This is a genomic window from Pseudanabaena sp. FACHB-2040 (assembly GCF_014696715.1).
Taxonomy (GTDB): domain Bacteria; phylum Cyanobacteriota; class Cyanobacteriia; order Phormidesmidales; family Phormidesmidaceae; genus JACVSF01.
Genome location: NZ_JACJQO010000032.1, coordinates 1 through 23,039 on the forward strand (window position 1 = coordinate 1; position 23,039 = coordinate 23,039).

The window sequence follows — 23,039 nt, forward strand, 5'->3', positions numbered from 1 at the left end:
GGGCATCTTTTTCCTCTGAGCTGAGGCCTTCTAGCGGCGGCAGGTCTGTCATGGCAAAAGCTTACCATCCTCCTCCTTCAGTTGAGAACCGTCAACATAGTTGAGCAATTACAAGATTCGCAACCCCGCTGGGAAGCTCTCGTCCCAACAGCTAAAACAGGTCATCGAGTATGTGCATGAACATTTAGGCGAGGAGATGAGCTTGACGGCCCTAGCTGACCAAACCAACTTGAGCGCTTTTCACTTTGCTCGCCTCTTCAAAAAGTCCCTGGGCCTCTCCCCTCATCAATACATGCTGCAAAACCGAGTAGAGCGAGCGAAGCGGCTGATTACTAAGACTGACAGACCTGATCTAGCCGATATTGCCTTGCAGGTGGGCTTTTACGATCAGGCTCACTTCACCAAGGCCTTCAAGCGAGTAGTGGGCCTTCCGCCGAAGGGCTTCTTCAAACAGGCTGCCAGCTGAGCAAGATTTTACAATTTTCGCAACGGGCTGCTCCCCTAAGCTGTTCTCAAAGCTGATGAGGAGCAAACCATGAACAAGTTGAGCCGCTCACGCCGTGGAATTATCAAAAGCGCTGCTTTCGCTGCTACAGGATTGGCATTGGGAGCAGGAGCATCGTCGGTTCAAGCCAAGCCAGCAGTGGCACAAGCATCTGTGCAGCCCACTGCCCAACCGCAACTGTCAACGGCTCTGCCCCTAGCTGGAAAAGTTGCTTTTGTCACTGGCGCAGCGCGAGGAATTGGACGGGCCATCTCAGAGGTCTTCGCGCTCAACGGGGCCGATGTCGCCATGCTAGATATTGCCGACCCCGCTCGATTGAACTCTTCAAGGGGTTACCGTGTGGCCGACATGGATGAGTTCAATGCCGCTTCTGAATCGGTAAAACAGTATGGGACAAAAGTCTTGCAAATCCAGGTTGATGTGCGTGATTTAGCAGCGATGCAGGCAGCTGCAGAGCGTACTGCTCGCGAACTTGGCGGCATCGATATTGTCGTTGCTAATGCTGGCTATGTGGCCTGGCACAGCTTTGAGGAGGGAACCCCTCAGCTCTGGCACGATGTATTCGATGTCAATGTCCATGGCGTATTCAATACGGCAAAAGCGGCCATTCCGTTTCTCAAGCGGCGGGGTGGCGGACGCATCATCAATATGGCCTCTGTCAGCAGCAGAGCTGGATTTGCCGGCAATGGCGCTTATACCTCAACCAAGTGGGCTGTTGTTGGCATGACCAAGCAGGCAGCTCAGGAGTTGGGACAGTACAACATCACGGTCAATGCGATTGCTCCTGGTGCGGTCAACACGCCGATGTACCGCGGTGAGGGGCAGATGCGCTCGATGGGCGTTTCAACTCCAGAGGAACAAGACGCGCTAATCAATCCCATCAGCCCTCTAGGTAATGCTGGAGCACTTGAGCCTCAGGACATTGCCCAGACAGCGCTTTTCCTAGCCAGTGACGCTGCTAAAACAATCTCGGGAACGACAATTGACAATGCATTAGGCTTCAATGCAAGCTATACAGCTTAGCTTCTTTCCCTAACTCTTTCGGGGCTACTTGGTTCGCAGCAAGCTCTGAAGCTATGCTCGTTGGCCTATGACCAAATCTGGTTTTCTCGGATTCGCTCCTTAGTGTCGTACAGACTAACATTTGACTGGGTCAGGCAGTCAGGGTTCAAGGATTTCCAAACTTTGAGGAGTATCCAAATCAATGGCCCCCTCCGCAAAGGGAATACTTAGGGAGCGGGAACGGTGCTGTTGAATGATTACTCTAGCACCCATATCCCCTTGAAGCGCGAACAGATCTGGAAAAAACGATCTGTGCAATAAAGCTGGAACGCCGAGAATGCCAGCGTATTTAGAGGCGACGATGGGGTAATTTAAGGCTTGATAACTGGAAATCAATTGATGAATTAGGCGGGGTGAGACAAACGGTTGGTCACATACCATCAGGACAATCGCATCTAGGTCAGGAGAAAGCATCAAAATCTCACGCAGTCCACACTGCAGTGAACCCGCCATTCCAGTTTGCCACTGCTTGTTGTAAATGATGTGAATGCCTAAATCTGCCAAGTATGGCTGAATTGTTTCGCCATAAGCTCCTAAAACTATCCCAATAGGATGGCAGCCAGATGAGATCGCAACCTCTGCCATCTGTCTTATCAGCGGCTTGCCCTGATAAGACAGGAGCTGCTTTGGCTGCCCTAGGCGGCTAGAGGCTCCCGCCGCCAGAATTAAGATGCCAATTCTAGACATGTTATCTGTGAGGAAGCATGAATTGAATCAGTGCGGTCGCGCAGGAAGCAGCCAGAACGGCCACTTAATACGGCTTGAATCTCTGCCACAATCGAGAGGGCAATTTCTTCAGGCGTTTCAGCTCCAATGTCTAGCCCGACTGGGTTATAAAGCTGCTGGTTTTGTTCGGGAGTTGGTGTGATGTTGTGCTCAGCCAGATCTTGCCACAGCTGCTGCATTCGTCGTTTGGGGCCTAATACCCCCAGGTAAAGAAGCCGAGACAGCATCAGGGTTTTAAGAAATGCCAGATCGCTAATGTAACGGTGGGTCATTACAACGGCGACTGTTTGGGGTGTCAGCAAGTGCCGATACCCATGAGGGGGATCCGGAGTGCAAAAGAGAAGTTGATCGGCAAGGGGAAACCGCTCATGGGTCAAATGTTCGGGGCGATGATCAATTACCGTGACGTGCCAGCCCAGATGCTTAGCAAACTGCACGAGTGGAATGGCATCATAGCCAGCGCCAAAAATCAGTAGGGGCTGTGGCGGACGAATAATTTCCAGCAAAACATTGATTTTGCCTGAAGATAGGGCATAGGACTGTACGCGAGTTTGTTTCTCGACGAGGCTTTTGTAAGCATCTGCTGCAATTCGTTGAGCGATATCTGGGTTGGCGATGTGGTTGATGACTTTCGTGTCAGACTTCATCATTAGTCGGTCGCCTACTTTGACACCTGGCACATCTTCTACGGAGAAGACGGTTGCGATCGCAACCGTTTGTTGAGTACTCAAACACTCTTGAATACAGCAAAGCTGACTAACTGCAGCGCTTTGATCCAATGGCTCAATCAAAACGTCTATGATGCCGTTGCATCCCATGCCAAAACCAAACACAATGTCGTCACTAGAAGTAGTATCATACCTAACTAAGCTGGGATCACCACCATCAGCTAGGAGCAGTCGCGATCGCTCCAAGATATCAGCTTCTAGGCAGCCACCGCTGATCGCACTGATCATTTGCCCGCCTTCGGTCAATAACATTCGGGCACCTGGTCGGCGATAAACAGAGCCGTTAGTTTGTACAACCGTTGCTAAAACCGCCCGCTCTCTAGCCTGTTGGCTCCGTTCAAAAGCTTGAAGAATCAGCTGTAGTTCATTCATAAGCTGTCATCAACTTATCAGGAATGATTGGTAAATTACAAAATTGCTTGTCCGTCTGTAGTAAAGCGCATTTTCTACAAGTTTAATTTCCTTCATTAGGGAAGGTAAAGACAAATCGAAGTTTTCTGTAAATCGTCAATCTTCCCTAACCAAGCTTAAGAGGCGAGGTTAATTCTCGCAAGAATGCACAAGACAACAATTGCCAGACTTAATAGGATTTAGACATTTTATTGGGATCACAAAACAGTTGAATACATTGCGAAAATATGAAAATTAGATTAAGACGCAGGCGGTTTAGCCAATTAATGATCGTCAGTGCGATCGTCACTACGCTTGGTAACTTTGCCAAAAAGACGTTTGCCCAAACAACACCGGGTCCGCAACTCTCAAGCACGAGAACGCTTGGACCTGAGCGCGCTGCGATCGCATTGAACATCAATGGCAGGGAATATGCATTGAACGTAGAACCCCGCGTGAGCCTCTTAGATGCTCTTCGGGAAGAATTAAGACTAACGGGTACTAAAAAAGGCTGTAATCAGGGTGCCTGTGGTGCTTGTACAGTCCTAATCAATGGGCAGCGGATTAACTCCTGTCTAACGCTTGCCGTGATGAATGTAGGCAAATCAATTACAACCATTGAAGGGCTTGCCAACGGCGATGAGTTACATCCCATGCAGGCAGCATTTATTGCTCACGATGGCTTCCAGTGCGGCTACTGCACATCAGGTCAAATTATGTCTGCGGTCAGTCTAGTTGAGGAAGGACATGCCGACTCCGATGCTGAAATTCGAGAGTGGATGAGCGGTAATCTCTGTCGCTGTGGTGCCTATCCTAATATTGTTGCTGCTATTCGTGAGGTTGCAGCAGGAGGCCATCATGCATCCGTTTAGCTTTTCTCAGGCTGAGCACGTTGATGTTGCGATTGCCTCCCTTAATATTTCAGGAGCCAAAGTGATTGCAGGCGGGACGAATTTAGTAGATTTAATCCGAATTGGTGTAGAAACACCAAATCAACTGATTGATATTAATCAATTACCCCTCGCTGCGGTTGAAGAGACTTCCCAAGGTGTACGAATCAATGCATTAGCTCGAATGAGCGCTGTAGCAGATGCAACCCTTGTTCGTGATCGTTACCCTATGGTTTCTCAGGCCTTACTGAATAGTGCCTCACCCCAGCTTCGGAACATGGCATCTATTGGCGGTAATCTGATGCAGCGAACCCGTTGCCCCTACTTCCGCGATCAGGCCTTTCCCTGCAATAAGCGGCAGCCAGGGACAGGATGTCCTGCGATTGAAGGTGAGAACCGCATGCATGCCATTCTCGGAACGAGTCGTCAGTGTATTGCCACTCATCCTTCAGATCTAGCAGTTGCACTGGTTGCCTTGGACGCTGTAGTACAGTTGCGCGGACCAGACGGAGAGCGGAGCATTCCGATCGCTAGCTTTCATCTTCTACCGGGTGATACCCCAGAGCGAGAAACAGTGCTGCAACCGGGTGAGTTAATTATTGCCGTTGAAGTACCTGCTTCTGATGCCGCTACACAATCGCACTATCTAAAGGTGCGAGATCGCGCTTCCTATGAGTTTGCTTTAGTTTCTGCTGCTGTTGGGCTTGATGTGGATCAGGGGATTGTGCAGTCGGCTCGAGTTGCGTTAGGAGGAGTGGGCACAAAACCCTGGCGCGCTTATCAGGCTGAGACGGTGCTCCAAGGACAGTCCATTAGTGATGAGACGTTTACAGCTGCGGCTGAAGCAGCATTACAAGGAGCCATTCCCCGTGAGCATAATGCCTTCAAAATTGAGTTGGCAAAGCGGACGCTTGTTCGCGCTCTGTCAACCGTTGCACAAACAGGAGGAAGGGCATGAGTGAAGCTGTCGGGAAACCTTTAAATCGCGTCGATGGACGACTCAAGGTCACAGGGGGAGCGCAATATCCTTCTGAAATTTCGATTGAGAATATTGCCCATGCGGTATTGATTCAAAGCACGATCACTAAAGGTCGTATTCGGGCAATCGATCTGAGCATGGCTGAAAGAGTACCCGGTGTGCTTGGCATCATCACTCATTTGAATGCGCCCAAACTCACAACTCGTGGTGAAGGGTTTCCTCCTCAAGTTCCGCTTCTGCAAGATGATGTTGTGCAATACAACGGGCAGCATGTTGGAGTGGTTATCGCCGAAAACCTAGAACAAGCCGCTTATGCTGCTTCACTAGTGAAGGTTGATTATGCTGTAGAACGAGCAGCCACAGATTTTAAGCGTGAGTTGAGCCGAGCGATCTCACCAGAGGCAGGCCCAGGAGGTTTACCTGATTCTGTGCGAGGTGATGTAGCGCAGGGATTAGCAACAGCAGATGTGCGAATTGATCAAACCTATACCACGCCGAACGAACATCACAACCCCCTAGGACTTACAGCAGTTACCGCTGTCTGGGAAGGTGAACGCCTGATCATCTATGACACCACTCAAGGTGTTCATTCTGTGCGACGAGCCTTAGCCGGAACCTTAGGAATTCCAATTGAGAATATCCAGGTTATTGCTCGTTTTGTCGGTGGTGCCTTCGGAGCCACCCTGCTGCCTCAGCCCCATGTCACCATTGCCGCAGTTGCCTCCAGACAAGTTCAGCGACCTGTGAAATTAGTGCTGACGCGGGAGCAGATGTATACCTCTCATGGTTATCGGCCACAAACCTCCCAGTACCTAACTTTGGGTGCAACAGCAGAGGGTAGGCTGACTGGCATTGTGCATGAAGCAACTGCAGACACCTCTCAGCTGCAAGACCGGAGTGAGCGCATTACCAGCGCAACTCAAATGCTTTATCAGTGCTCCAATGTAACAACAATCCGTCGTCTGGTGCGTCTCAATAAAGGAACGCCGACTCCCATGCGTGCCCCTGGTGAAGCAACGGGCATATTTGCGCTGGAGTGCGCAATGGACGAACTCGCTTATGCGCTACAGCTTGACCCGATCGAACTACGATTGCGGAACTATGCGGATGCTGACCCTGAAAATGGGCTTCCCTGGTCAAGCAAGGCATTGCGAGAATGCTACGAATCAGGTGCTCAACGGTTTGGCTGGGAGCAACGAAATCCTGAACCGGGTTCAATGCGAGATGGCAGATACCTGATCGGTTGGGGCATGGCAAGTTCAACCTACCCCTACCTAGGTAACTCTGCATCGGCAAGAGCAAAGATTTTATTAGATGGCAGCGCGTTAGTTCAAAGCGGAGCGACTGATATTGGTCCCGGAACCTACACTGCAATGACTCAAATTGCTGCTGATGCCCTTGGGTTAGCGGCTGAACAGGTGCGGTTTGAGCTGGGTGACACCAATCTACCCGATGCACCATCTCAGGGCGGCTCAAGAATTGTAATCAGTGTTGGTCCTGCTGTGCAGGGAGCGGCAACCGCCGTCCGCAATCAGATCATACAGCAAGCGATCTCAGACCGAGCTTCGCCCTTATATGGTGCCAATGCTCAAGACATTGAGGTTGAGAATGGACGTCTTTTTGTGGGACAAGGCTCTACGAGAGGCGAGACTTATGCAGATATCCTTGCCCGCCAGGGGCTTCCAGAAGTGGAGGCAACTTTTGATTTCAATCCCGGTGAGTCAGAACAGTTCTCAAAACATGCCTTTGGTGCACAGTTCGCTGAAGTGCGAGTTGATCTAGATCTGAGGGAAGTGCGAGTTTCTCGCTTCGTTGGTGTTTACGGTGCTGGACGTATTGTTAACCCCAAAGCAGCCCGTAGCCAAATGATTAGCGGAATTGTTGGCGGAATTGGCATGGCACTGATGGAAGAGACACGCATGGATCACCGCTATGGACGCTACACCAATGCCAACATTGCTGAGTACTTAATACCAACTCATGCAGACATTCCTGACATTGATGTAATTTTTGTTGATGAGGATGATCCTCATGTCAATCCGCTTGGCGCAAAAGGAATTGGTGAAGTCTGTCTAGTTGGAGTAGCGCCCGCGATCGCTAATGCTGTTTACCATGCCACAGGTAAGCGCATTCGAGAACTACCCATCACACCAGACAAATTGCTATGAAAGAGTTACAAAATATCGTAGCAGGCTTGGAAGCAATTAAAAGTTTTGGGAAGACGTCTCTTTTTTGCTGAAGACTTTACCAACATCATTGATTTAGATTTTGATTTCAATGGAAATTTGTATGTTTTGGAATATGCCACTAATGGTCTGTTATCCGGTGATCTCACAGGTGCATTAACTCGCCTTAATCTGGATGGAACAAGCACAACCCTTTCAAAGGAGGGGTTGTTTACCCCAACTTCATTCACGTTTGGAGACAATAGGGATATTTTTATAGCGAACTGAGGAATTGCTGTAGGTCAGGGAGAAAATTATCCGATTCAATTCCGACGATGATTCTGAATCGGTCCCTGAGCCTTCAAGCTGGATTGGGTTGCTAGCGATCGCCTCTGTGGGAGGATTCTTGAAAGTGAGCCGACGCTAAAAGTTGTTGTACTCCCAAGAAACACGGACTAATCCGCCATAGAAAGGCCCACTTGGTACACCTATGCCATCCCTAAATGCTTGGGCCTTTCAACGGCTCCTATTTATCACAGCTTATGTCTTTGAAGCATGTACCAGGGAATCATGAAGCAAGCTCAAATCTCACTAACTTCTTAGAAAAGGTTAGTGAGCAGCAGCAAATTATTTGGGATATGACATCCTCAGGCAATTAGGTTTACTAAAACTGGGATTAGTCGCCATGAAGCAGCAAAGTCGCCTTCTGGGTCTACAAAGTCTTTCTAAAGCTCAGCTCGGATTCTAGCCGCTGCGGCAAGTGGACCAGGCGACCAACCCACTGCCTATTGTGATGTAGCAGTACGGGCTGATCAGCACAGCACAGCTGAATCAAGTCTTTGACTAAATAGAGGGGGTGTAAGCCTAACTCACCTCAAAGTCGCGAGACCGCAATATAGAGCTTATTAATTTCTGCAAGTAACTAGTGGGTAGGAGAAGCATAGATTTGGGGCTAGCTCATTATGCACTGAGCTACTCAATCTAGCGTTAATCTCAGCTATGGCTGAACAGGCAATACTCAGGCAATTCGTAAACGCTCAATATCCTTCCTCGGTGGGGTACCAAACATGCGGGAATACTCGCGACTGAACTGAGAAGGGCTCTCATAACCAACCTGATACGCCGCATAGGTTGCATCCGCATCTTCAGCCAGCATTAGACGCCGGGCTTCCAATAACCTCAATTGCTTTTGATATTGCAATGGACTCATTGAGGTCACTGCCTTAAAGTGCCGGTGAAATGACGCAGAAGACATACTCACCTGCTCTGCTAAATCATCAACGCGCAACGACTTCGTAAACTCAGCCTTGATTTGTTTAATCACCGCTGCAATGCGCTGCATATGGCTACCGGAGGTCGCGATCTGCCAGACCGCTTCGCTCTGGTCGCCCATTAGAAGACGGTAATAAAGTTCGCGAATCATCATCGGTGCCAGGAATGGAATGTCCTCGGGCGTATCTAGAAGCCGTGTAAGTCGGGTGGCACAATCAATCAACGGGACATTGGCGTCGCTTACAAACAAGCCTCTCACTGGGCTTTCTTTTTGATCTGGACTGCGCTGGATCTGATCGATAATATCCCAAAGCCCAGTCGCGTCGAGGCTGAGCTTAAAGCATAGATACGGCTTATCTGGTGTTGCTTCGACGATATTCCCGCTGAGCGGCAGATCGACCGTGACAACAATGTATTGAGCCGCCCCATAGTGATAGGTTTCCTTGCCCAGTAGGGTCTCTTTTCTACCCTGCAGAATAATGCAAAGTGTCGGTTCATACACAGAGCAGAGTGCTACAGGGGCTATGAATTCCTGCATGAATTCCAGCTGAGCGATCGCAGTTGAGTGGATACCGTTTCCCCTGCCATGTGTGTGGCGGGTGACTAATTTCGCCAGTTCTTGACAAGCCTCTACCGTAGTCTCGTGCTTTAAGGATTCATTTACCATACCGGGCTCCCGCTTAACGGCATATCGTTAGACATTTCTCTCGTCGTCTCGCTGCGCCTATTATAGAGGACACTTTTGAGCAGCGCTCTCCTGCTTGAGAAAATTAGGCAATCATCTGCGAGGTTTATGTACTCAGCGCCCTTTTTCCAAAGCCTATGATGAATTCATGCCAGAGAGGCAATGAAAGGATAAGGCAATAAAGGAGGGTGGCCGATGGCTCAGAAAACAGGGTTCATTACAGGTGCTTCTCGTGGAATTGAAGCTGGAATCATAACCACCATTTTGGTAGCAGCGAATTGGTTAATGGCGACTGCATACGAACAGAATAATCTGCATCGATTCAAGTCGAACCTCAACGTATCGACGCTTAGCCTGGATATCACTGTTGAGGCTCGGATGTAAGCGGTACTGCGGATTTGTTTCGGCACTTCTAGTTTTTTACTGAGCAATCAATTGCTATTGATAGCGGAGTTAGCTGCGCCATCAAAACAGATGGTGATAGCGGCGTGTGTTGGTGTGAATCAACTGCTGTTCATGACACAGCTGGTTGATTAACAGGAGTATTTCTATTGCCCCTAAACAACGCAAGGAAGTAACTAATGTCAGAACAATACCAGAGACAGCATGACTATAAAGAAGCGCTCGAGATACTCGCTTCAAGGATCCGAGGTGAACTAATCCTGCCTGATAGCCCTGCTTATGCAGCAGGACGAAAAGTTTGGAATGGTAGCTTTGATAGTTATCCCGCTGCGATTGTGCGCTGCGTGGATGCGGAAGATGTTAAAGTCGCCGTCAATATTGCGCGTGAGCATGCGATGACGCTCTCTGTGCGTAGCGGCGGACATAGCGCAGCCGGGCATGGCATTAATACCGGTGGACTGGTGATCGATCTCTCCCAGATGAAGACGATGACGATTGACCCGCTGCGCCACACAGCCCGTCTCGAACCCGGTCTTACCTGGGGTGAGGTCGCCAAAAAGCTCCAGCCCTATGGACTGGCATTGACGGCAGGCGACGTTGCCTCTGTGGGTGTGGGCGGCTTGCTGCTAAGCGGCGGCATCGGTTGGATGGTCCGTGCCTACGGTTTGACCATCGATCGCCTGCAAGCAGTGGAACTGGTTACAGCGGATGGACAATTGGTGCGTGCCAGTGCTGACGAAAATCCCGAACTGTTTTGGGGACTGCGCGGTGGCGGTGGCAACTTCGGCGTTGCGACTGCTTTCGAGGTGAATCTGCATCGGGGTGGAACTATCCTGGGCGGTGCCGTCTTCTACGAGGCAACTGAGGCAAAGCGCATCCTGCAAGAGTATACCCGTCTAGCAGCGGCAGCGCCGGATGAACTTTCCACTGAAGTTTTGTTCATGCTGGCACCGCCTGCCCCCTTTATTCCCCCTGACAAACAGGGAACCCCAGTCGTCGGGATTATGGTCTGCTACACCGGTGACATCAGCGAGGGTGAGCGGGTTGTGGCTCCGCTGCGTCAGCTTGCCACCCCAGTTGCCGACCTGATTGCGCCTATGCCCTATTCAGCTATTTTTGCGCTCACAGCGGTTGGTGAGATCCCTGGCTTTCAGCATCATTCGAGGTCGCAATTCTTCGAGACCTTCTCAGACGAGATGATCCACACGTTAGTTGAAGCATCTCAGTCCATCGTGTCTCCTGAAACGTTGATTTCCCTGCGGGTTCTAGGCGGCGCGATGAGTCGGGTTAGGGCAGATGCAACAGCCTTTGCTCATCGCGATAAGCAGGGCATGGTGTTGGTCACTCATTTCGCACCGCTATCGGCTGATGCTGCTAGCCTTGATGCCCGCACCCAGCGAGTCTTTCGGGCGCTCTTACCCTACGCTAACGGTGCTTACGTGGGCTTTCTGGCGGACGAGGGAGAGCGGATTCGTGAGGTCTACCCGCCTGATACCTATGCACGACTGGTAGCGCTCAAGAACCAGTATGACCCGACCAATCTGTTTCATCGCAATCAGAACATCAAACCCACCGCTACCCCAGCGATGCTTGTTACCTCAGTGAATTCATAACGCTGCCTTTACCCCTAAAACAATCTAAAACAATGAGCACTCAATTTAACCAAGACAACGTTGCAATTGTCGGACGGAGCGAGAACCTCGATTGGTTCGATACAATGGCCGGCGAGCAGATGACTATCCGCGTACACAGCAAAGACGTTAACGGGGCTTTCACCATTATTGAGGTGGATGTTCCACCGTTCTCAGGCCCTCCACTCCACTATCACGAAGATAGGGAAGAGATCTTTGAAGTCCTTGAAGGCAGATTTCGCTTTCACTGCGCAGGTGAAGAGTTTGAGGTCGGACCCGGAACCTCGGTTGTTGTGCCGCGTAACACCGTGCATGGATGGGTGAATCTTGGACCTGGGAGAGCTCGGTTGCTCGGCACTTTTGTCCCTGGTGGAATTGACGAATTCTTCCCTCTAATTGGTCAAACGCCGCCCGCAGGTTGGACAGATCTTGCACGCCAGCACGACACTTGGATCGTTGGAGCGCCCCTTTCTGCTCAGTAGTGCGCAACGAACCTTGAGTGGAATCGAAGCAAATGAACATGATGCGGAGACGGCAAGTGTAAGGCATCGAAAATCATAGTCTCGTGCTTTAGGAATTCATTTGCCATCCTGGGTCTTCGTAAACGTTTAGCGGCGCGGCAGGTCGTGAGATAACCGTCTCATCGGTTTGCTGCGCCTGCTACAGAGGATGCTTCTGAGTGCCGCTCTCCTGCTTGAGAAGATTAGGCAATGATCTGCAAGGTCTGTGTATTTAGAACCTTTTGCCCAGAGCCTACTATGAACCCATGCCCGAAAGGCAATGCAAGGATAAGGCAATAAAGGAGATAGACCAATGACTCAGAAAACATGGTTCATTACAGGTGCTTCCCGTGGAATTGGGGCCGAAATCGCAAAAGCCGTTTTGGCTGCAGGAGACCGACTAATTGCGACCGCTCGCAGAAAGTCTGACCTGGATCAATTCGAGTCAAACCCCAATACCTTGACGCTCAGCCTAGATATTACCGATGAGGCTCAAGTACAGGCGGCAGTTGCAGCCGGACTAGAACGCTTTGGGCAGATTGATGTACTAGTCAACAATGCTGGATTCGGCGTACTGGGTGGCATTGAAGAAACCAGTGCAGAAGAGGTTGAACGGGTCTATCGCACCAATGTCTTCGGGCTGTTGAATATGACCCGTGCTGTATTACCCAACATGCGCCAGCGCCGCTCGGGACACATCATTAACCTATCGTCGATTGGGGGCTACCGCTCGACTCCAGGGTGGGGCGTCTACTCTTCAACTAAGTTTGCAGTTGAGGGCATCACAGAAGCGCTGCATGATGAATTAGCGCCCCTGGGCATCCACGCGACTGTAGTCGAGCCGGGGTACTTCCGAACCGGCTTTCTCGATGGCAGCTCGCTCCAGCGCACTGCAGAGATTCCTGATTACGCAGAGACGGTCGGTAAAGTTCGCAAAATCGCCTCCCAACTGAGTTATCAACAGCCGGGAGACCCCACCAAGCTGGCCCAAGCGATGCTTCAGCTCGCCAATGCTGACACGCCACCGCTACGGTTGCCGCTCGGGACAGACACCCTTCGAGCCATTGCCCAGAAAAACGCTTATGTCGAGCAGGAAACGGCGCAATGGCGCGCTCTAGCTGAATCTACTGATTACAGATAGCAGGCGCAGGCGGGTGAGGAAGGGTAGCGAATGAATGCTTTCAAGTTCTCGGTGGCGGCATTGCATCCTACCGAGGACTTGGGCACATAGCGACCGAGCTCACCTTCTCACATCACGATTGCAATCCATCCTTTTCTAATCAGCGCCCTGATTGACATATCTCAGAAATAAGCAGGTAAGTAGCAATGCACAAAAGAACTGCTAGTTTTGACAGTAAAGGGTTGAAGTGTTCCGTCACCTTTTACACTCCGGATCAAGCTGCATCTGGTCAACGTTATCCTGCTATTGTCATGGCGCATGGCATTGGCTTGACCAAAGAGATGGGCCTGCCACAGTTTGCTGAGCGCTTCGCTCAAGCTGGGTTCGTTGTCACACTGTTCGACTATCGCTACATCGGTGCCAGTGAGGGAGAGCCTCGTGGGCAAATGCTCCCGACCGAGCAGCACGAAGATTACCGCAATGCTATCACCTGGACTCAACTCCAACCTGAAGTTGACCCCAATCGCATCGGTGTTTGGGGCTTCTCTTATAGCGGTGGTCATGTGCTGCATCTGGCGGCATTTGATCGGCGCGTGAAAGCTGTAGTAGCCCAGATGCCGACAGTGAATCTTTTTCTCAGCTCCCGTCGCCTGACTTCACCCCTTGGCCTCGATGAACTCACAACGTTGCTTTCACAAGACCGCATCAAACGGTATCAAACTGGGGAAGTGAGCTACTTTCCCCTAGTTGCCTCACCCGGACAACCGAGCTTTCTGCCAACACCCGATGCTTTCCTCTGGGTTGAATCCGCTAAAAGCGCTAGTGAAGGACGATGGGAGAATCGCATCACCTTTGAATCGATCGAGCATTGTCTCTATTACGAACCCGTTTCCCACCTCGAGGCGATCTTTCCCACTCCGCTATGTCTGATTGCAGGCGATAAGGATTTTCTTGCACCTCCTGATTTAACTGCCGCTGTCTATGCCCATGCGATGGAGCCGAAGTCCTTCACAATTTTGAAAGGTGGACACTTCGACGGTTTTCAGGGAAAGGGCTTCGAGATTGCCAGCGCATCTGCCGTGAAGTGGTTTGAGAAATATCTGGAACAGGTTGAGGCTCCTGTCTTGGAAGTTATTGCTGCTTAATGACTTAACGATTTATGCGAGCCATTTTGGGTACCTTGCCAATGTTGTCTTGTCTACCCTGCCTCAGACCAACCGCAAACGCCTGGTCTGAATACTAGGTCAAATGCTGGAGAGCCAGATGGCTATAGCAACCGGCAAGGAGCAGGGCAATGAAGCACAAGGATGAGCCTTTGGGATGGCGTTCAGAGAAGATCCAGTCCGATCATTTAGAGCGACTGGCTGTGGTTTGTGTGCGTCAGTCAACGTTACAGCAAGTTCCAGACCACCAAGAGTCTACTCGACTTCAGTATGGCTTAGTGTATCGAGCAGATAGCGAAGGATTCTCACAAGAAAATCGCGCTCACATATCGTGGGATTTTGGAGGATCGAGTGATATAAGCCTCTAATTCTCGCACAGCAAGATTTTCGGCTTTTTTCTAATAGTCATTTATTATGAGCATATAGACTCTTTTCAACAACTTATTCGTCGTGCGGATGGGGCGAACGCTCCGGGTTTTCGGTGTTCTTGCTCAATGAAGCAAGGGCAAGCGGATTCAAACAACATACTGCAACGTCGCATTTTGGAGATTATCCATGTTGAAGCATCTAACCTTTGCAACAATAGGAGCAACTATTGTTGCTCTTGGTCTCGGAAACACAGCCCTTGCTGCGACCTTTGAAATAATTGCAAGTGATTTAGATAACCCTAGAGGATTAACCATTGGATCGAATGGTTCTCTTTACATAACTGAAGCAGGACGGGGTGGTACAGGACCGTGCATTCCCTCCCCAGCCAATCCAACTGCATCAGTTTGTTACGGTTCAACAGGAGCACTTACCCGCATTGAAAATGGCACAGTGTCTAGAGTCGTAACCGGATTGCCATCATTAGCGGCACCCGATGGTAGTGAGGCACTAGGTGTCCATGATGTTGCTTTTGATTCGACCGGGCGACCTTATGTTCTAGTTGGGCTTGGTAGTAATCCTGCTGTTCGAAGTACTTTGGGAGTGTTAGAGTTTGGACAATTGCTGAAAATCAATGCCCTTAATGGTGGCTCTGATTGGGCCACAATCGCTGACGTTTCAGTATTTAGGCAATCTGAACATCCCGATAGAGGTGAGGTAGATTCCAACCCTTACAGTTTTGTCATTCAAAACAACACTGCTTACATTGCTGATGCGGGTGCTAACGATCTGCTAAAGGTTAATCTTGATAATGGGGAAGTCGATCTAGCAGCAGTCTTTGATAGTCGCCTAGTGACTAATCCATTTGGGGGTTCTGACATTCCTATGCAATCTGTACCCAATGCAGTGGCTAGTGGTTCTGATGATACAGTTTATGTCGGTGAGCTGACCGGATTTCCGTTTCCCGTAGGTGGTGCACGAGTCTATCGCGTTGCCGATGGTGTTCCTGAGGTTTTTGCTGAGGGCTTTACCAACATCATTGATTTAGATTTTGATTCCAATGGAAATTTGCATGTTTTGGAATATGCCACTGATGGTTTGTTGTCCGGTGATCTCACAGGTGCACTAATTCGTCTCAACCCAGATGGAACACGCACAACCCTTCTGAAAGAAGGGTTGTTTGCCCCCACTTCATTCACGTTTGGAGATAGTGGAGATATTTTTATAGCGAACCGAGGAATTGCTGTAGGTCAGGGAGAAATTATCCGATTCAACTACGACGATGATTCTGAATCGGTCCCTGAACCTTCAAGCTGGATTGGGTTGCTAGCGATCGCTTCCGTGGGAGGATTCTTGAAAGTGAGCCGACGCTAGAAGTTGTTGTATTTCTAAGAAACACGGACTAATCCGCCATAGAAAGGCCCACTTGGTACACCTATGCCATTCCTAAATGCTTGGGCCTTTCAACGGCTCCTATTTATCCCAGCTTGTGTCTTTGAATCATGTACCAGAGAAGCCTGAAACAAACTGAAAGCTCACTAACTACTTTGAAGAATTAATGAACCGGATTAAATTCGTTTTTTCGTAGAGTACAAGGTGAGTGCTCATTAACTTTCTATTAGTAATTGATGAGTAGGGTAAAATTATTTGGGATATGACATCCTCGGAAAACTTGTTGCGTCCCGCGATAACGGCTCTTCCCAACTTTGGGTGATCGAGGTTCTTGAGGTTGCCCTAAACCTAGAATCTATGTCGCTTAAGTTCGCGCTCCCATCCATTTTTGACCAAAAGCTGGGAATAGCCCACGCAATTTGATACTCGACAGCTAAAGTCGAGCTAAGCAGCTAGAATTTGTAAAATCTCCTTGAAGTTCATGTGCGCTTTTGATGTTTTAGTCATTGGGTCAGGGCCAGCGGGCACCATCATCGCCGCTAGCCTCGCAGAACGGGGTCTCAAGGTGGGCGGTTTGACCGCTACGCCCGTGGATAAACCTTGGCCCAACACCTACGGCATTTGGGAAGACGAGCTGACGGCTCTGGGTTTGAGCGATCTCCTGGGTCATCGCTGGGATAACACTGTTTCTTACTATGCTAAAGGGGAAGTAAAGCACAATCGCGCCTACGGCCTGTTCGACAAAATTAAGTTCCAGCGCTACCTGCTTGATCGCTGCGCGGCGGGTGGAGTGATCTGGCAGATGGCCCAAGCCCAAAGTATTACTCATCAAGACTTGGGTTCGATCGTCACTACTGATGTTGGTGTGGAATTAAAGGCGCGGGTGGTGGTGGACACCAGCGGTCACAATCCGGTCTTCGCTAAGCGCCAGAACCAAGGGCCAGTGGCCTATCAATCCGCCTACGGCATCGTGGGACGTTTCTCGGCCCCGCCGGTGCAGCCCGAGCAATTCGTCCATCAGGACTTTCGGAGCGATCACCTCTCCGACTTGGAAAAAGCCCAAACCCCGCCCACTTTTCTCTACGCCATGGACTTCGGCCAGGATGTTTACCTCGTAGAAGAAACTTCCTTAGCTCTGGCTCCAGCCATGGGTCTAGATGTGTTGGAGCGCCGCCTGCACCAGCGTCTCAAGTTTCATGGTATCGAAGTTACGGAAGTCCACGAGGTAGAGCGCTGCCTGTTTCCCATGACCCTACCCCTACCGGACTTACAGCAGTCGGTGGTAGCTTTCGGCGGAGCTGCCAGTATGGTAAATCCGGCTTCGGGCTATATGATGGGCGCTTTACTGCGCCGCGCTCCTAGTTTGGCCGATGCTTTAGCCCTAGCCCTAGCCAACCCGCAAAGTTCGCCCCAGCAAATCGCCCGCGCCGGTTGGCAGGGATTGTGGCCAGCTGATCGACTGCGGAAATACTACCTCTACCGCTTCGGCTTAGAAAAGCTGATGCGCTTCGACGAGCAACTGCTCAAGCGTTTCTTCGATGCCTTTTTTAGCCTCCCCCAAGACCAATGGTCGGGCTTTTTAGCCGACGAACTCTCTACCCCTCAACTGGTGGCGGCCATGGTAAGGCTCTTTGTGCAAGCTCCCAACGATGTACGCTGGGGTTTAATGCAGTTCCCCGGCCAAGAGAGCCAGCTTTTGTGGCAATTTTTGAGCCTGCAAGCGGCCCAAGCCTAAGCTCGACTTTAGCCATCTCGAGGGAGCCTCAGTTGCAAGATCACAAGCCTTTCAGGGAAATGCTTCTGACTCTTTAAGCATCGCCGTCTTACGCCAATGTTGAGAAAACATACCCCCTACACCCTGTTGATCCACCTGTAGATAGCCAGGAAACTGGAATCAGAGGAATTTGAAGTAGGCTGCGATCGCCTCTCCTGCAAAAGCAAACTCCATCAGCAGAGTCAGTGGGGCCATTTATCAGGGTGAAACACCTGCTTAGGTAGCCATTGCTCAGAAACCTGTATAGCACGAGCAATACCAGCTAAAGAGATACGCTTTGACAGCAATCGGTCAATCAGTTCCCGTGTGGCTTGGTCGATGATTTTTTTGCCAGGTTGTTCGATGAACTGTCGTTCGCAGTCATGGCATTTGAATCGTCGTTTACCGTTGTGGTTGCGACCGTTCTTAACCGTTTTGGTAGATGCACAAATGGGGCAAGCAGGCACAGTAGGAGAATAGCAAAGATTCTCCATCACTCCATCTTGAGCACTATCCTTTTACAAATAAGGAATATCTAAAGATAGATGTACTCATTTTCTTGACGTGTTAGCTAATTAACAGATGACGCATCATTTGTTAATGTCTGAAAGTGAATCATTCTTCGACAATGCGTAAAGCTAAACCCTCTGCCGCTGATCTGGATGTTCTTGTTCGTGAATTGAGGGCGCTCTGTGGGCTGACTCAAGAACAATTTGCCGCCAGGTTAGGTGTAACTTTAGTGACCGTGAACCGTTGGGAGAACGATCGAGCTAGGCCAATGCCCTTAGCCTTACGGCAACTGAACGCTTTGGCAGTTGAAATGAGTCAGTTTGGCAGCGAAGCAGAGCGCAAAATAGCTCACCGGTTGCTGGAGCAATATTTTCGGAAAAATTCCTAGTCCTCAAAGCCTTCATCCTCGGACTCAGTAGTGTATGTCTTATTTATGACTCACCCTCCGAAAATTCACTTAAAGCCAACACTTCTGAACCTATGGACATAGAGCGTCTCGCTAGAACGGATGCTCCTTTTCCAATCGTGGGAATCGCTGCTTCGGCAGGCGGGTTAGAGGCATTCACAGACCTGCTCTCTCATTTGCCGGCGGATACGGGCATGGCATTTGTGCTGATTCAACATCTATCTCCCGACCACGAAAGTCTGTTGTCTGAGATCTTAGGTAGAGTGACCGAAATACCTGTGCAACAGGTGCAAGACCAGGTGCCGGTCGAGCCAAACGAGATCTATGTGATTCCGCCCAATAATCAGATGACCCTAGAGAATGGAATCTTCCATCTCGCTCCGCGTCAGAAAGTCCTAGGCAAATACATGCCGGGAGATGCATTTTTCGAGTCTTTAGCAGTGGATCGAGGGAACAAGGCGATTGCGGTTGTTCTATCGGGCATGGATGGAGACGGCTCGCGGGGGTTAAAAGCAGTTAAAGTGGCGGGCGGTGTGACATTCGCTCAGTGTGAAGCGAGCGCAAAATTTGACAGTATGCCCAATACTGCCGTTGCCACGGGATACGTTGATTTTGTGCTGCCGCCGCAAGCCATTGCCGCAGAGTTGGTGACCATCAGTCGCAGTCCACTTTTGTCTGACTCAGAACCCCTTCGGGCTGTGAAGGAATTGCCTGAAGCGGACGATGCCTTGACGACCATTTTTGCGCTGCTGCGAACCACGATTGGTGTTGACTTCACGCTTTACAAACCCAAGACTATCGAGCGCCGAATGCAGCGTCGAATGCTGCTGTATAAGCTCGAAAGTTTAGAGGAGTATGCTCAGTATCTGCAAGAACACCCAGCTGAAGTTCAAGCGCTCTATGAAGAAATTCTGATTCACGTCACTAGTTTCTTTCGTGATCCAGAAACCTTTGAGCAGTTAAAGACGCAGGTTTTTCCGACGATTAGCCAGAACAAAACGGCAGACACTCCCATCCGGATTTGGGTGGCAGGATGTTCGACGGGTGAAGAAGTTTACTCAATCGCCATTTGCTTATTGGAGTTTTTCAGCGATCGCGCCACCATGCCGCCGATCCAGATTTTTGCCACCGACATCAGCGAAACCGCCATCAACCGAGCTAGGTCAGGCTTTTACCTAGACAGTCAAATGGAAGCCGTTTCAGCGGAGCGCCGTAATCGCTTCTTTATCCCTCTGGCAACCGGGGGGTATCAGATTAGTAGCGCCGTTCGGGAACTGTGTGTGTTTGCTCGACACAACTTAGGAGGCGACCCACCGTTCTCGAATCTTGACCTGATTAGCTGTCGCAATGTGCTGATTTATTTATCAGATCCGTTGCAAGAACGCATCATGTCGCTGTTTCACTACAGCCTCAACTTAACAGGCTTTCTAGTGCTGGGTACTTCCGAAAGCGTCAAGACCGCTTCAGACCTGTTTACCTCAGTCCATGAAACCGCCAAAATTTACACTCGCAAGCTGACTTCGACTCGTCCCCTGTTTTCGTTTACGACCAGTTCTTACCCGGTTGTCGGTGGCGAAAGGCAGCCACAAGTGGTTGAAACGATCGCTAATAATTTTGACTTAGCGCGAGAAATTGACGGACTGATCTCCAATCGCTACGCGCCGGTGTCTGTCGTCACCAACGATCAGATGCACATTCTCCATCTGCGGGGAGACCTCGATCCCTACTTGAGGCTATCTCCCGGAACTACTGAGTTAGACGTGCTGCTGATGGCACGAGAAGGATTAACGATTCCACTTCGCACCGCCCTTTATCAAGCCCAAACTCAAAACGTTGCGGTTCGACAAGAACACATTGGGATTGAAACGGGTCAGCGAGGGTCACCGACCGACCAGAGGTCACCGACTCAGCTCAATCTAGAAGTGATACCATTCCAGCCTGCGGCTGCGAATACGCTCTATTTCCTGGTGATCTTTGAAGCGATTTTGTCTCCAACGAGTCAGCCTACTTCTACTTCGACTGAACGCCAAGATTCAGAAACCCTAGAGCGCGAGATTGTGCAGCTTCGTCAGGCACTAGCCGCCGCGACTCAACGAGAGTTGTCGGCTCAAGCGCATTTACAAGCGGTGATTCAAGAACATAGTTACCTCAACCAAAGCCTGCGAGTGGCAAACGAAGAAATCCTGTCGAGCAATGAGGAGTTGCAAAGCACCAATGAAGAACTCCAAACAGCGAAAGAAGAGATTTTAGCAACCAATGAGGAACTCGCCACCACCAACGACGAACTGCGGAGCCGCAACCTACAACAAAACCGAGACAACAGCGACCTCAACAATTTCGTTGACAGCATCAGTGTGCCGATCTTGATGCTGACCAATGATTTAAGAATTCGCCGCTTTACACCCGCCGCGCAACGACTATTTAATTTCATCTCCAGCGATGTCGGACGACCATTTAACGACCTCCGCACCGATTTTGATGTTTCTAACTTAGAATCGATGGCTTTGGAGGTGCTAGAGACGCTCAACACCAAAGAACAAGAACTTCAAACGCAGGGAGGCAATTGGTATGCCCTGCGGATTCGTCCTTATCGCACGACCGAAAACCAAATTGACGGGGTGACAATGGTTTTCCTCGATATCGACGCGCTCAAACGTCATGCTGCCAGCTTGGAGGTGGCACGTAACTATGCAGAAGCGATCGTTGAGACGGTGCAAACCCCGCTTGTGGTGCTGAATGCCGATTTAGAAGTGAATACGGTTAACCGATCGTTCTGCGAAATGTTTCAAGTTTCGGTATCAGAAACCGTGCAATTTTCCTTGTTTGAGCTAGGCAATGGTCAGTGGAACATTCCCCAACTGCGATCAGCTCTAGAAGAGATTCTCGTTAATAATCATCAGATTCAGGATCTTGAGGTGGAGCGTTATTTTGAGCAAATTGGGCAAAAAACAATGCTGTTCAATGCTTGCAAACTGCAACAAAGCAATCATACTGCCATGATTTTGCTAGCGATCGAAGACATTACCGAGCGCCAGCAGTTTGAAGCAGAGCGATCGCAACTACTGGCACAAGAGCAGGCAGCCCGTCAGTCGGCGGAAACCGCGAACCGAGCCAAAGATGAATTCCTCTCAAACCTCTCGCATGAACTCCGGACTCCCCTCAACACGATTCTGGGCTGGGCACATCAGCTCCGCGCCCATACTACTCTGAATGAGGCTACTGTCAGTCGTGCTTTAGAAGTCATTGAACGGAGTGCAAGAGCGCAAACCCAGTTAATCGAAGATATTTTAGATACCTCTCGCATTATCAGCGGCAAGCTCCATCTCCACAATCGCCCGCTTGATCTGTGCTTGGTGGTGCAAGCTGCGATCGAGACTGTTCAGTTATCTGCCGAAGCCAAGAACATTCAAATCATTGCTCAGTTGAGTTCTCAAAACATCGTCGGTGATGCCAATCGCTTACAGCAAGTCTTCTGGAATTTGCTGTTAAACGCCATTAAGTTCACTCCATCGAATGGACGCATTGAGATTACGTTGGAGGATGTCCAAGGGCAGGCTCAAATCCAAGTGACCGACACCGGACAGGGCATTTCAGCTGATTTGTTGCCGTACATCTTTGATCGCTTCCGTCAAGGCGATTCTAGCACCACGAAAGTGAAGGCAGGGCTGGGGCTGGGACTCTCGATCGTGCGCTATCTCATTGAACTGCATGGCGGCACAGTGCAAGCAGCCAGTCCGGGCGAAGGGCAAGGAGCAACGCTTACCGTCAGGTTGCCCCTGCGCGATCTCCCCCAAGAGTCTGCCCCGTCGAGAGATGCAGAGCCGACGACATTAGAAGGTTCGAGCGATCTAGTTCCTTCCTTAGCAGGCTTGCAGATCTTAGTGGTTGATAATGAAGTTGATACCTGTGAGCTACTCAAGTTTGTGCTGGAAAATTATGGGGCTGAAGTGGAGAGCAGGTCATCTGCCAGAGACGCTTTATCCGCTTTGAATCAAGCTCCTAGTCGCTACAACATGCTGGTTTGCGACATCGGAATGCCAGAAGAAGACGGCTACTGGTTGATGCGACAAGTGCGTCTACTCGATGCAGAAGCTGGAGGACAAATTCCAGCCGTCGCGCTGACTGCTTACGTGAGCGAGACAGAACGACAACGGGCGATCGAGGCTGGGTTTCAACGTCATATTGCGAAACCTGTAGAGCCAGAGGAATTAGTCAGAGCAATCGTGTCAATCCACACGCTTTCAACGAAAAAAACTGAATAAAACCAAGTGTTGTTTCGCCGGTAGTAATGAATAGTAATGGCGAGTTGATATGCTAGGAGCATCAAGCATTGCAGCCAAATTGATGAACTGTCCTAAGTGCCAATCTCCTCAAATCATCAAATACGGACATAC

At 50.1% G+C, this 23,039-nt stretch carries 17 protein-coding genes and 1 pseudogene; 14 read left to right on the plus strand and 4 right to left on the minus strand.

Annotated elements, in window-relative coordinates; genetic code table 11:
- The first annotated feature begins 100 nt into the window (after positions 1-100).
- Both H6G13_RS26730 and H6G13_RS26735 read left to right on the plus strand, forming a co-directional pair.
- Positions 101-466, plus strand: a complete 366-nt coding sequence (locus H6G13_RS26730) for an AraC family transcriptional regulator (RefSeq protein ID WP_199306920.1) — start codon at positions 101-103, stop codon at positions 464-466.
- A 69-nt stretch (positions 467-535) separates the two neighbouring features.
- Positions 536-1,528, plus strand: a complete 993-nt coding sequence (locus H6G13_RS26735) for an SDR family oxidoreductase (protein WP_190488643.1) — start codon at positions 536-538, stop codon at positions 1,526-1,528.
- Between the two features lie 138 nt (positions 1,529-1,666).
- Here the strand turns inward: H6G13_RS26735 and H6G13_RS26740 are convergent, their stop codons facing one another.
- On the minus strand, positions 1,667-2,254 hold the full coding sequence (locus H6G13_RS26740; RefSeq protein WP_190488644.1) for a nucleotidyltransferase family protein: 588 nt from the start codon (positions 2,252-2,254) through the stop codon (positions 1,667-1,669).
- Complete coding sequence (locus tag H6G13_RS26745; RefSeq protein ID WP_190488645.1) at positions 2,233-3,393, minus strand: XdhC/CoxI family protein; 1,161 nt, start codon at positions 3,391-3,393, stop codon at positions 2,233-2,235. The genes H6G13_RS26740 and H6G13_RS26745 overlap by 22 nt, the downstream gene beginning before the upstream one ends.
- Positions 3,394-3,659: 266 nt before the next feature.
- Between H6G13_RS26745 and H6G13_RS26750 the strand changes: the two genes are divergently transcribed.
- From H6G13_RS26750 to H6G13_RS26760, 3 genes are read left to right on the plus strand one after another with little or no spacing between them, the layout of a single operon-like run.
- Complete coding sequence (locus H6G13_RS26750) at positions 3,660-4,283, plus strand: (2Fe-2S)-binding protein (protein WP_190488647.1); 624 nt, start codon at positions 3,660-3,662, stop codon at positions 4,281-4,283.
- Positions 4,270-5,259, plus strand: coding sequence for a xanthine dehydrogenase family protein subunit M (locus tag H6G13_RS26755; protein ID WP_190488649.1), 990 nt, complete (start codon positions 4,270-4,272; stop codon positions 5,257-5,259). The genes H6G13_RS26750 and H6G13_RS26755 overlap by 14 nt, the downstream gene beginning before the upstream one ends.
- Positions 5,256-7,448, plus strand: a complete 2,193-nt coding sequence (locus H6G13_RS26760; protein ID WP_190488650.1) for a xanthine dehydrogenase family protein molybdopterin-binding subunit — start codon at positions 5,256-5,258, stop codon at positions 7,446-7,448. Before H6G13_RS26755 ends, H6G13_RS26760 begins: the two co-directional genes overlap by 4 nt.
- A gap of 1,015 nt (positions 7,449-8,463) precedes the next feature.
- Here H6G13_RS26760 and H6G13_RS26770 read toward each other — a convergent pair.
- Positions 8,464-9,384: an AraC family transcriptional regulator gene (locus H6G13_RS26770; RefSeq protein ID WP_190488652.1), complete on the minus strand. Its 921-nt coding sequence runs from the start codon at positions 9,382-9,384 to the stop codon at positions 8,464-8,466.
- Positions 9,385-9,597: 213 nt separating this feature from the next.
- Here H6G13_RS26770 and H6G13_RS26775 point away from each other — a divergent pair, with 213 nt between their 5' ends.
- The 7 genes from H6G13_RS26775 (at position 9,598) to crtL (ending at position 17,711) form a co-directional block, all read left to right on the plus strand.
- Positions 9,598-9,786: a hypothetical protein gene (locus H6G13_RS26775; RefSeq protein WP_190488654.1), complete on the plus strand. Its 189-nt coding sequence runs from the start codon at positions 9,598-9,600 to the stop codon at positions 9,784-9,786.
- A gap of 197 nt (positions 9,787-9,983) precedes the next feature.
- Positions 9,984-11,417 carry an FAD-binding oxidoreductase gene (locus H6G13_RS26780; RefSeq protein WP_190488656.1) on the plus strand — a complete coding sequence of 478 codons (1,434 nt, stop codon included), beginning with the start codon at positions 9,984-9,986 and terminating at the stop codon, positions 11,415-11,417.
- A 32-nt stretch (positions 11,418-11,449) separates the two neighbouring features.
- Positions 11,450-11,917, plus strand: coding sequence for a cupin domain-containing protein (locus tag H6G13_RS26785; protein ID WP_190488658.1), 468 nt, complete (start codon positions 11,450-11,452; stop codon positions 11,915-11,917).
- Between the two features lie 331 nt (positions 11,918-12,248).
- Positions 12,249-13,076 (plus strand): oxidoreductase, encoded by an 828-nt coding sequence (locus H6G13_RS26790; RefSeq protein WP_190488660.1) that lies wholly within the window; start codon positions 12,249-12,251, stop codon positions 13,074-13,076.
- A 185-nt stretch (positions 13,077-13,261) separates the two neighbouring features.
- The gene (locus H6G13_RS26795; RefSeq protein ID WP_242028555.1) at positions 13,262-14,200 is read left to right on the plus strand and encodes an alpha/beta fold hydrolase; all 939 of its coding nucleotides are present in this window, start codon (positions 13,262-13,264) and stop codon (positions 14,198-14,200) included.
- 573 nt (positions 14,201-14,773) lie between these two features.
- The gene (locus H6G13_RS26800; RefSeq protein ID WP_190488675.1) at positions 14,774-15,958 is read left to right on the plus strand and encodes a ScyD/ScyE family protein; all 1,185 of its coding nucleotides are present in this window, start codon (positions 14,774-14,776) and stop codon (positions 15,956-15,958) included.
- Between the two features lie 499 nt (positions 15,959-16,457).
- Positions 16,458-17,711, plus strand: a complete 1,254-nt coding sequence (gene crtL / locus H6G13_RS26805) for a lycopene beta cyclase (RefSeq protein WP_190488663.1) — start codon at positions 16,458-16,460, stop codon at positions 17,709-17,711.
- 383 nt (positions 17,712-18,094) lie between these two features.
- Here crtL and H6G13_RS28905 read toward each other — a convergent pair.
- A pseudogene (locus H6G13_RS28905) lies at positions 18,095-18,193 on the minus strand (IS1 family transposase); the annotation flags it as partial.
- A 146-nt stretch (positions 18,194-18,339) separates the two neighbouring features.
- On the opposite strand from H6G13_RS28905, the gene H6G13_RS26815 reads away from it, so the two are divergent.
- Together H6G13_RS26815 and H6G13_RS26820 are read left to right on the plus strand one after the other, a co-directional pair.
- On the plus strand, positions 18,340-18,627 hold the full coding sequence (locus H6G13_RS26815) for a helix-turn-helix transcriptional regulator (protein ID WP_347277537.1): 288 nt from the start codon (positions 18,340-18,342) through the stop codon (positions 18,625-18,627).
- A 92-nt stretch (positions 18,628-18,719) separates the two neighbouring features.
- Positions 18,720-22,907 (plus strand): chemotaxis protein CheB, encoded by a 4,188-nt coding sequence (locus tag H6G13_RS26820; protein ID WP_190488669.1) that lies wholly within the window; start codon positions 18,720-18,722, stop codon positions 22,905-22,907.
- The last annotated feature ends 132 nt before the right edge of the window (positions 22,908-23,039 follow it).

Excerpts from the sequence above, each read along its gene's own strand:
- H6G13_RS26800 (WP_190488675.1), top strand. The coding sequence starts at position 14,774 with ATGTTGAAGCATCTAACCTTTGCAACAATAGGAGCAACTATTGTTGCT.
- H6G13_RS26785 (WP_190488658.1), top strand. The coding sequence starts at position 11,450 with ATGAGCACTCAATTTAACCAAGACAACGTTGCAATTGTCGGACGGAGC.
- H6G13_RS26780 (WP_190488656.1), top strand. The coding sequence starts at position 9,984 with ATGTCAGAACAATACCAGAGACAGCATGACTATAAAGAAGCGCTCGAG.
- H6G13_RS26790 (WP_190488660.1), top strand. The coding sequence starts at position 12,249 with ATGACTCAGAAAACATGGTTCATTACAGGTGCTTCCCGTGGAATTGGG.
- H6G13_RS26820 (WP_190488669.1), top strand. The coding sequence starts at position 18,720 with ATGGACATAGAGCGTCTCGCTAGAACGGATGCTCCTTTTCCAATCGTG.
- H6G13_RS26755 (WP_190488649.1), top strand. The coding sequence starts at position 4,270 with ATGCATCCGTTTAGCTTTTCTCAGGCTGAGCACGTTGATGTTGCGATT.
- H6G13_RS26760 (WP_190488650.1), top strand. The coding sequence starts at position 5,256 with ATGAGTGAAGCTGTCGGGAAACCTTTAAATCGCGTCGATGGACGACTC.
- H6G13_RS26775 (WP_190488654.1), top strand. The coding sequence starts at position 9,598 with ATGGCTCAGAAAACAGGGTTCATTACAGGTGCTTCTCGTGGAATTGAA.
- H6G13_RS26770 (WP_190488652.1), bottom strand. The coding sequence starts at position 9,384 with ATGGTAAATGAATCCTTAAAGCACGAGACTACGGTAGAGGCTTGTCAA.
- H6G13_RS26745 (WP_190488645.1), bottom strand. The coding sequence starts at position 3,393 with ATGAATGAACTACAGCTGATTCTTCAAGCTTTTGAACGGAGCCAACAG.
- H6G13_RS26735 (WP_190488643.1), top strand. The coding sequence starts at position 536 with ATGAACAAGTTGAGCCGCTCACGCCGTGGAATTATCAAAAGCGCTGCT.
- crtL (WP_190488663.1), top strand. The coding sequence starts at position 16,458 with ATGTGCGCTTTTGATGTTTTAGTCATTGGGTCAGGGCCAGCGGGCACC.
- H6G13_RS26740 (WP_190488644.1), bottom strand. The coding sequence starts at position 2,254 with ATGTCTAGAATTGGCATCTTAATTCTGGCGGCGGGAGCCTCTAGCCGC.
- H6G13_RS26750 (WP_190488647.1), top strand. The coding sequence starts at position 3,660 with ATGAAAATTAGATTAAGACGCAGGCGGTTTAGCCAATTAATGATCGTC.
- H6G13_RS26795 (WP_242028555.1), top strand. The coding sequence starts at position 13,262 with ATGCACAAAAGAACTGCTAGTTTTGACAGTAAAGGGTTGAAGTGTTCC.